Here is a 7,487-nt window from a genome sequence, read left to right as displayed (position 1 = left end):
AGCCACCTCGGGTGCATCGGCAACCCATCTAAAGCCACCGACACCAGCCATGCTGCACCAGTGAGCGCCTTCGGCGTCCCTTCGGGATCGGAACAAGTTCCGACTCTTGACCCACCCCATCCCGACCAGGGAAGGACGCAGCTACGCGGATCCCGCGGGGAGGTCTGAGCCGGGTTGGGGTGGTGTTTTCGGGGGTGGCGTGTACCGAGCGACAGGTGGTACTTGGATGGTCGCAGAGGTCGCAGGCGTGGGTCGCACGTCGGGGTGGCGTGTGCGGCGACTACTACCTGTCGGTCAGTACGCCAGCCGCCCCGAGGGAGGGATTTCACCCCGGTGGGTGGTGATTTCGTCTGGGTGGGTGGTGGTTGTGCCGATTCGGGGACTGGCGCTGGCGGGTTGTTCGACCGTTGCCGGGTTGTTCGTCCACCTGAGGGTTGTATGCCGGTTGGTCGGCGGCGTGTGGCTCGCTTCGGGGTCCGCTGGATGGTTGTGCGACCACTCGCGGCTTGCTAGGCGCCAGCGGCCGAACAAGCCGTCATCGGGCGCCCGCATTGGCCGCCGGGGAGCCGGTGGCGGCGTGGTTGTGGGGATCAGGGTGTCCGAGGTGCAGGTTGTGCTCCGGGTGAGTGTCCGGGTCGCCGGGATCTGCTCAGGTGGTGCACAAAGTGCCGGGTTTAGGGAGTCCCGCTGCCATGCCGGGCAGGGCGACCTCCCGAGCGTCTGGGCCAGGAATTCCCTGGCATCGTCGCCACACCCCCCAGCGGCTCCGGGATAGCTGCGTCCTTCCCTGGTCGGGGTGGTTTGGGTCAAGAGTCGGAACTTGTTCCGATCCCGAAGGGACGCCAAAGGCGCTCTTGACGCACACCGGCCCGACTAGCACCATCACGCAGCCCGGAGACGCAACCACCCGAACCCGTGCTGGCGGAATCCACCCGAGCTCGTGCCGGCCGGATCAGCCGGGGGCGGCGTACCGGCGTACGGGTGGGGGCGGGGTGGGAAGTTAGGGTGAGCGCCTTATGTCTGATCTTCGTGACTTTCCTGATGTGTCGTACTCCGGGGTCCACCACGGGCCGCTCCAGGCGGGGGAGTGGATCACTCTTTCGGACCCGAAGGGGCGGCGGCACTCGGTGTTCCTGGAGCGGGGGAAGATCTTCCACACGACCAAGGGTGGGATCGCCCACGACGACCTGATCGACGGGCCGGACGCGGTGGTGATCCGGTCGGCGGGGAACGTTGAGTATCTGGCGCTGCGGCCGCTGATGGCCGACTACTCGGTGTCGATGCCGCGGGGGGCCGCGGTGATCTACCCGAAGGACACCGCGCAGATCGTCACCATGGCGGACATCTTCCCGGGGGCGAAGGTGGTGGAGGCCGGGGCCGGGTCGGGTGCACTGACGACCGCGCTGTTGCGGGCCGTCGGCATCCATGGGGAGGTCATCTCGTATGAACGGCGCGAGGACTTCGCCGAGGTGGCCCGCAAGAACGTGACGGGGTTCTTCGGCGGGGAGCACCCGGCCTGGCGGCTCGAGGTCGGGGACCTGGTGGAGTCGCTGGACGAGACGGACGTGGATCGCGTCGTACTGGACATGCTGGCCCCCTGGGAGTGCGTTGACGCCGCCGCGGGTGCCTTGGTGCCGGGTGGGGTGTTCTGCGCTTACGTCGCCACCACGACCCAGTTGAGCCGGTTCGTCGAAACGTTGCGGGCGCACGGTGAGTTCACCGAGCCGCGGGCCTGGGAGTCGCTGGTCCGGGACTGGCACGTCGAGGGGCTCGCCGTACGGCCCGGCCACCGGATGCAGGGGCACACCGCGTTCCTGGTCACCGCCCGGCGGATGGCGCCGGGGGTGAAGGCGCCCCGGAAGAAGCGGCGTCCGGCCCCCGGAGCGTACGGCGACGACTATTCCGGGCCGCGCCGGTCCGATTCGGTCGGGGACACGCCGACGGCAACCGATTCATCCGCAACCGACACGTGATGGGATTCAGCTTGCTCAGTGAGGTTTTCTGGGTAAGGTCCATAGGGTCGAGCCCCACATGGTGAGGTGATGATCGTGGCTGGAGACGAGAGTCCTACCGCGGCAGAGCTGCGTAATCAGGTCCGGTACCTGGAAGCCGAGGTCGCAGCGTTGCGGCGTCGGCTGTTGGAGCACCCGGCGGACAGCCGGTCGCTCGAGAGCAGACTGTCGGAAACCCAAGCGTCCTTGGCGAGCGTGACCGCGCAGAACGAGCGGTTGGCGGAAACGCTGCGCGAGGCCCGAGAGAAGATCATCGCCCTCAAGGAGGAAGTCGACCGGCTGGCCCAACCGCCGTCCGGTTTCGGTACCTTCCTGGGCCGCAACGACGACGACACGCTGGACGTGTTCACCGGGGGACGCAAGCTCCGGGTCGCGGCGAGCCCCTCAGTCGACCTGGACGCGCTGAAGCTCGGCCAGGAACTGATGCTGAACGAGGCGCTGAACGTGGTCGAGGCCTGTGATTTCGAGGTCGTCGGCGACGTGGTGATGCTGAAGGAACTGCTGGCCGACGGCGAGCGGGCACTGGTCATCGCGCAGGCGGACGAGGAGCGGGTCGTACGGCTCGCGTCGCCGCTGCTCGACCAGCCCCTGCGGGCCGGCGACTCGCTGCTGCTGGAGCCCCGCTCCGGCTATGTCTACGAACGGATCCCGAAGTCCGAGGTCGAGGAGCTGATCCTCGAAGAGGTGCCGGACATCGACTACACCCAGATCGGCGGCCTGTTCGGCCAGATCGAGCAGATCCGGGACGCGGTCGAGCTGCCGTACCTGCACAAGGACCTGTTCCTGGAACACGAGCTGAAGCCGCCGAAGGGCGTCCTGCTGTACGGCCCGCCGGGCTGTGGCAAGACGCTGATCGCCAAGGCGGTGGCGAACTCGCTGGCCAAGAAGGTGGCCGAGAAGACCGGTGTCGAGGGCAGGTCGTTCTTCCTCAACATCAAGGGTCCCGAGCTGCTGAACAAGTACGTCGGCGAGACCGAGCGGCACATCCGGCTGGTCTTCCAGCGGGCCCGGGAGAAGGCCTCCGAGGGCATGCCGGTGATCGTGTTCTTCGACGAGATGGACTCGCTGTTCCGCACCCGCGGCTCCGGTGTCTCCTCCGACGTCGAGAACACCATCGTCCCGCAGTTGCTGAGCGAGATCGACGGCGTCGAGGGTCTGGAGAACGTGATCGTCATCGGTGCCTCGAACCGTGAGGACATGATCGACCCGGCGATCCTGCGGCCCGGACGGCTGGACGTGAAGATCAAGATCGAGCGTCCGGACGCCGAGGGTGCCCGCGACATCTTCTCGAAGTACCTGACCACGACGCTCCCGTTGCACGCCGACGACCTCGGCGAGTTCTCCGGCGACAAGTCGGAGACCGTGAACGGGATGATCCAACGGGTCGTCGAGCGGATGTACACCGAGACCGACGAGAACCGCTTCCTGGAGGTCACCTACGCCAACGGTGACAAGGAGGTCCTGTACTTCAAGGACTTCAACTCCGGCGCGATGATCCAGAACATCGTCGACCGGGCCAAGAAGATGGCGATCAAGGCCTACCTGGACGAGAACCAGAAGGGTCTGCGGGTGCAGCACCTGCTGCAGGCGTGCGTCGACGAGTTCAAGGAGAACGAGGACCTGCCGAACACGACCAACCCGGACGACTGGGCCCGGATCTCCGGCAAGAAGGGCGAGCGGATCGTCTTCATCCGTACGCTCGTCTCCGGCAAGCAGGGCACCGAGCCCGGCCGCTCCATCGACACGGCCACCAACACCGGGCAGTACCTGTAACACCTGCCCATCACGCGACGCCACAACCACCCCGGTCCGCACGGACCGGGGTGGTTGTGGCGTTGTCAGCCCAGGCGGAGTACGCGGTGGCGCGGGCGGCTGTCGGGTGCACGCTGAGGCGCGGCTCAGGGGGTTGGACCGGGGTCTTCCCTGATCCGTCGGAGGGGGAAGCTGTCGTACCTTCCTGGGTATGGCGACGGACGAGATTCGCAAGGACCTGCGCGCCGCGGTGGCCGCGCGGCAGGAGTTGGGGCCGGACTACGAGCCCGAGATCATCGACGCGTTCCTGGAGAAGATCGACGCCCGGATCGCCCAACGCCCTGTCGCCGCGCCGGAGCCGGTCAGGACCGGGCCGCCGAGCAAGGAGAACGACCCCGGCGGCCTCGCCCTCGCGATCGTCTCCGTCGTGGCCGGTATCCCGATCACCGCCATCGCCGGCGAGATGGAAGGCACTTTCGCCGTCATCATCTGCTGGGGCGGCCTGGTCGGCATCAACCTCGCCCGCTCCATCTCCCGCTTCATCGCCCGCCAGCCGTAGTCCCGCCGGCAGTAGCCCGCCAGCAGGTCGCCAGAGCGGCTCACAGGCGCGCCAGGATGCCCTCCAGACCGCTCTCCACGTCTTCCGGCAGGTCGAGCAGCAGCCCGCGGTGTACCTCGTACCAAGGCCCGAGCTGGTGCCAGTCGTGCGCCCTGCTGCGGAGCTCCGGGGTGACGTCATAGGCCTCGCTGACGCCCTCGGCAATGGCCTCTGGTGCGCCCTTGAGCAGCCAGCACAAGTCCAGCGCGGGATCGCCGATCTCAGCATCGGTCCAGTCGATGATCCCGGTGATTCGCCCGTCAGCGACAAGCAGGTGGTCCGACCCGAGATCTGCGTGCACCAAAGCCGTCCGGACTCGGCCGACCCGCTCCAGCAGCGCCATGCCGGCGGCCTGCGCTGACTGCGGCAGCAGCGGCACAACCTGCGCCCGGGCCTCGTCGAGGAACACCGTCTTCTCCGCGGCCGCCGTCTCCGCGTCCACCGCGCCATGGGCGACGGCCTCCGCCGGATCCACCTCGTGGAGCGCTCTCAGGAATGAGCCGAGCTCGCGGCCCAGCGCAGTACTGCCTGCTTCTAGTGGGTCTCCGACGAGTAGACGATGGCGTACGCCGTACTCGGTGGGCTCGGGGACCGGCACGGGCAGGGGGAGTTGTGGGGCGAGCCAGGGGAGGAGGCGGGTCTCGGCGAGCAGGCGCGGGCGGACCTCCTCTCGGCGTGGTTCGCGGTGCAGCCAGTCGCCCTCCAGCCAGGCGCGGCTATCCCAGCCGTTGTCCTCGATCCTCATGCGAGGCTGCGGACGAGTGGACCGAGCAGGGCGGCGGTGTCCGGCATGAACGGCCACTCGGGGTCGTCCAGCCGCGCTACGAGCTCCGCGGGGGACATCCAGTCGCCCCACTCGACCTCCTCCGGCTGGTGCTTCACCGGGCCGTCCCAGACGCATGTGTAGAGGTAAGCGTGGTAGCTGGTGAACTCGTCCGCGTAGTCGCCCTCCGGCAGTTGCGTGAGCTCGACGCCGGTGATCCCCAGCTCTTCGGCCAGCTCGCGCACGACGGCGTCGTACGGGTCCTCACCGGCCGCCACGACGCCGCCGGCCGCGAAGTCGTACCGTCCTGGGTAGACGTCCTTGGTGGGCGTCCGGCGGTGCACGTAGATGTCACCGGCCGTGTTCCGGACCAGTACTCCGGTCGCACCGTGGCGCAGGTTGTCGCGCCGCATGACGGAACGTGGCGCGGATCCGCACACCCGGCCGTCGCTGTCGAGCAGTGCCACTTGTTCGTCCATTCGGGCAGTCTCACAGGTAACCCTGTGGACACGGCAACACCTTTAGTCGGCGTGACCGCGTAGGCTCGATCGCATGAGTGTTCGGCGGATTATGGGGACCGAGACCGAGTTCGGCATCTCAGTTCCAGGCCAGCCCGGGGCCAACCCGATGCTGACCTCCAGCCAGGTGGTGAACGGTTATGCCCAGACGCAGCCGCTGGCGCGCAAGACGAGGTGGGACTTCGACGAGGAGCACCCGCTGCGGGACGCGCGCGGCTTCGATCTGAGCCGGGAGGTGGCGGATTCGAGCCAGCTCACCGACGAGGAGACCGGGTTGGCGAACGTCATCCTCACCAACGGCGCCCGGCTGTACGTCGACCACGCCCACCCGGAGTACTCCGCACCCGAGTGTACGAACCCGCGCGACGTGGTGGTGTGGGACAAGGCCGGCGAGCTGGTGATCATGGAGGGCGCGCGCCAGGCCCGGCAGATCCCCGGCGCTCCGCCGCTGAACCTCTACAAGAACAACACGGACAACAAGGGCGCGTCGTACGGGTCGCACGAGAACTACCTGATGCGCCGGTCCACGCCGTTCGCGTCGATCGTGCGGCACCTGACGCCGTTCTTCGTCAGCCGCCAGGTGGTCACCGGCGCCGGCCGGGTCGGGATCGGCCAGGACGGCAACGCGCACGGCTTCCAGATCAGCCAGCGGGCCGACTACTTCGAGGTCGAGGTCGGGCTGGAGACGACGCTGAAGCGCCCGATCATCAACACCCGCGACGAGCCGCACGCGAATCCGGACCGCTACCGCCGGCTGCACGTCATCATCGGCGACGCGAACCTGGCCGAGATCTCCATCTACCTGAAGGTCGGTACGACGTCGCTGGTGCTGGCGATGATCGAGGACGGCTGGCTGACCGACGACCTGAGCGTGGACCGCCCGGTCACCGCGCTGCACGAGGTCAGCCACGACCCGACCTGCACGCACCTGATGACGCTGAAGGACGGCCGCAAGCTGACCGCGGTCCAGTTGCAGACGGAGTACCTCGAGCAGGCCCGCAAGTACGTCGAGGACAAGTACGGCGACGACGCGGACCGGCAGACCAAGGACGTCCTGTACCGCTGGGAGCAGGTGCTCGACCAGCTCGCCACCGACCCGATGAAGCTCGCCGACCAGCTCGACTGGGTCGCCAAGCTGAAGTTGCTGCAGTCCTACCGCGACCGCGACGGACTGGAGTGGGACGACCCGAAGCTGCACCTGGTCGACCTGCAGTACGCCGATCTTCGTCCGGACAAAGGGCTGTACTACAAGCTGGTCAAGGCCGGCCGGATGCAGCGCCTGGTCAGCGACGAGGAGATCCGGATGGCCGTCTCGCACCCGCCGACGGACACCCGCGCCTACTTCCGCGGCCGCTGCATGCAGCAGTACGCCGGGCAGGTGGCGGCGGCCTCGTGGGACTCGGTGATCTTCGACCTGCCGGGCCGGGAGTCGCTCCAGCGGATTCCCACGCTGGACCCGCTGCGCGGTACGAAAGCACATGTCGGAGCGCTGCTGGACCAGTGCGACACCGCGAGTGACCTGGTTCGCACCATTACTGGGGGCGCCGCCGGGTAGGGTCGCCATATAGATGTCACAGTGAGGGTCGGTTGGGCGGCCCTCCTGGGCGGCGGTTCTAGGAGGTGTGTGCCATGGCGAAGGACGGCGGACAGCAGCACAAGCAGACGAAGCGCTCGTCGACCGAGGAAGAGGTCACCGAGGCCAAGTCGAGCGAGGACGTCGCTGAGCGCAAGGAACGGCTCGACGACGACGTCGACTCGATCCTCGACGAGATCGACGAGGTGCTCGAGGAGAACGCGGAAGAGTTCGTCCGCGGCTTCGTGCAAAAGGGTGGGGAGTGAACCGC

7 protein-coding genes are annotated in these 7,487 nt (G+C 67.7%); 5 read left to right on the top strand and 2 right to left on the bottom strand.

The window, feature by feature from the left end:
- The first annotated feature begins 1,016 nt into the window (after positions 1–1,016).
- The 3 genes from ACFPJ1_RS39930 (at position 1,017) to ACFPJ1_RS39920 (ending at position 4,323) form a co-directional block, all read left to right on the top strand.
- Positions 1,017–1,973 carry a tRNA (adenine-N1)-methyltransferase gene (locus ACFPJ1_RS39930; protein WP_380111569.1) on the top strand — a complete coding sequence of 319 codons (957 nt, stop codon included), beginning with the start codon at positions 1,017–1,019 and terminating at the stop codon, positions 1,971–1,973.
- 69 nt (positions 1,974–2,042) lie between these two features.
- A complete protein-coding gene (gene arc / locus ACFPJ1_RS39925) occupies positions 2,043–3,785 on the top strand; it encodes a proteasome ATPase (protein ID WP_132191298.1) in 1,743 nt (580 codons plus the stop codon).
- A 190-nt stretch (positions 3,786–3,975) separates the two neighbouring features.
- Positions 3,976–4,323, top strand: coding sequence for a hypothetical protein (locus ACFPJ1_RS39920; RefSeq protein WP_380111568.1), 348 nt, complete (start codon positions 3,976–3,978; stop codon positions 4,321–4,323).
- Positions 4,324–4,363: 40 nt separating this feature from the next.
- On the opposite strand, the gene ACFPJ1_RS39915 is transcribed toward ACFPJ1_RS39920, so the two are convergent.
- Both ACFPJ1_RS39915 and ACFPJ1_RS39910 read right to left on the bottom strand, forming a co-directional pair.
- Positions 4,364–5,107 (bottom strand): phosphotransferase, encoded by a 744-nt coding sequence (locus ACFPJ1_RS39915; RefSeq protein ID WP_380111567.1) that lies wholly within the window; start codon positions 5,105–5,107, stop codon positions 4,364–4,366.
- Entirely contained in the window at positions 5,104–5,604 is a 501-nt protein-coding gene (locus tag ACFPJ1_RS39910; RefSeq protein WP_380111566.1) for an NUDIX hydrolase, read from the bottom strand. Before ACFPJ1_RS39910 ends, ACFPJ1_RS39915 begins: the two co-directional genes overlap by 4 nt.
- A 73-nt stretch (positions 5,605–5,677) precedes the next feature.
- Here ACFPJ1_RS39910 and dop point away from each other — a divergent pair, with 73 nt between their 5' ends.
- Complete coding sequence (gene dop / locus ACFPJ1_RS39905) at positions 5,678–7,198, top strand: depupylase/deamidase Dop (RefSeq protein ID WP_380111565.1); 1,521 nt, start codon at positions 5,678–5,680, stop codon at positions 7,196–7,198.
- A gap of 74 nt (positions 7,199–7,272) precedes the next feature.
- The gene (locus ACFPJ1_RS39900) at positions 7,273–7,482 is read left to right on the top strand and encodes a ubiquitin-like protein Pup (protein ID WP_132191293.1); all 210 of its coding nucleotides are present in this window, start codon (positions 7,273–7,275) and stop codon (positions 7,480–7,482) included.
- Positions 7,483–7,487 lie beyond the last annotated feature (5 nt).

It is taken from the genome of Kribbella qitaiheensis (assembly GCF_042657745.1).
GTDB lineage: Bacteria > Actinomycetota > Actinomycetes > Propionibacteriales > Kribbellaceae > Kribbella > Kribbella qitaiheensis.
The sequence above is the reverse complement of the archived record's forward strand: the minus strand, read 5'-3'. Positions and strand labels throughout refer to the sequence as shown.

Coding starts and splice junctions, on each gene's coding strand:
- ACFPJ1_RS39930 (WP_380111569.1), top strand. CDS start 1,017: ATGTCTGATCTTCGTGACTTTCCTGATGTGTCGTACTCCGGGGTCCAC.
- arc (WP_132191298.1), top strand. CDS start 2,043: ATGATCGTGGCTGGAGACGAGAGTCCTACCGCGGCAGAGCTGCGTAAT.
- ACFPJ1_RS39920 (WP_380111568.1), top strand. CDS start 3,976: ATGGCGACGGACGAGATTCGCAAGGACCTGCGCGCCGCGGTGGCCGCG.
- ACFPJ1_RS39915 (WP_380111567.1), bottom strand. CDS start 5,107: ATGAGGATCGAGGACAACGGCTGGGATAGCCGCGCCTGGCTGGAGGGC.
- ACFPJ1_RS39910 (WP_380111566.1), bottom strand. CDS start 5,604: ATGGACGAACAAGTGGCACTGCTCGACAGCGACGGCCGGGTGTGCGGA.
- dop (WP_380111565.1), top strand. CDS start 5,678: ATGAGTGTTCGGCGGATTATGGGGACCGAGACCGAGTTCGGCATCTCA.
- ACFPJ1_RS39900 (WP_132191293.1), top strand. CDS start 7,273: ATGGCGAAGGACGGCGGACAGCAGCACAAGCAGACGAAGCGCTCGTCG.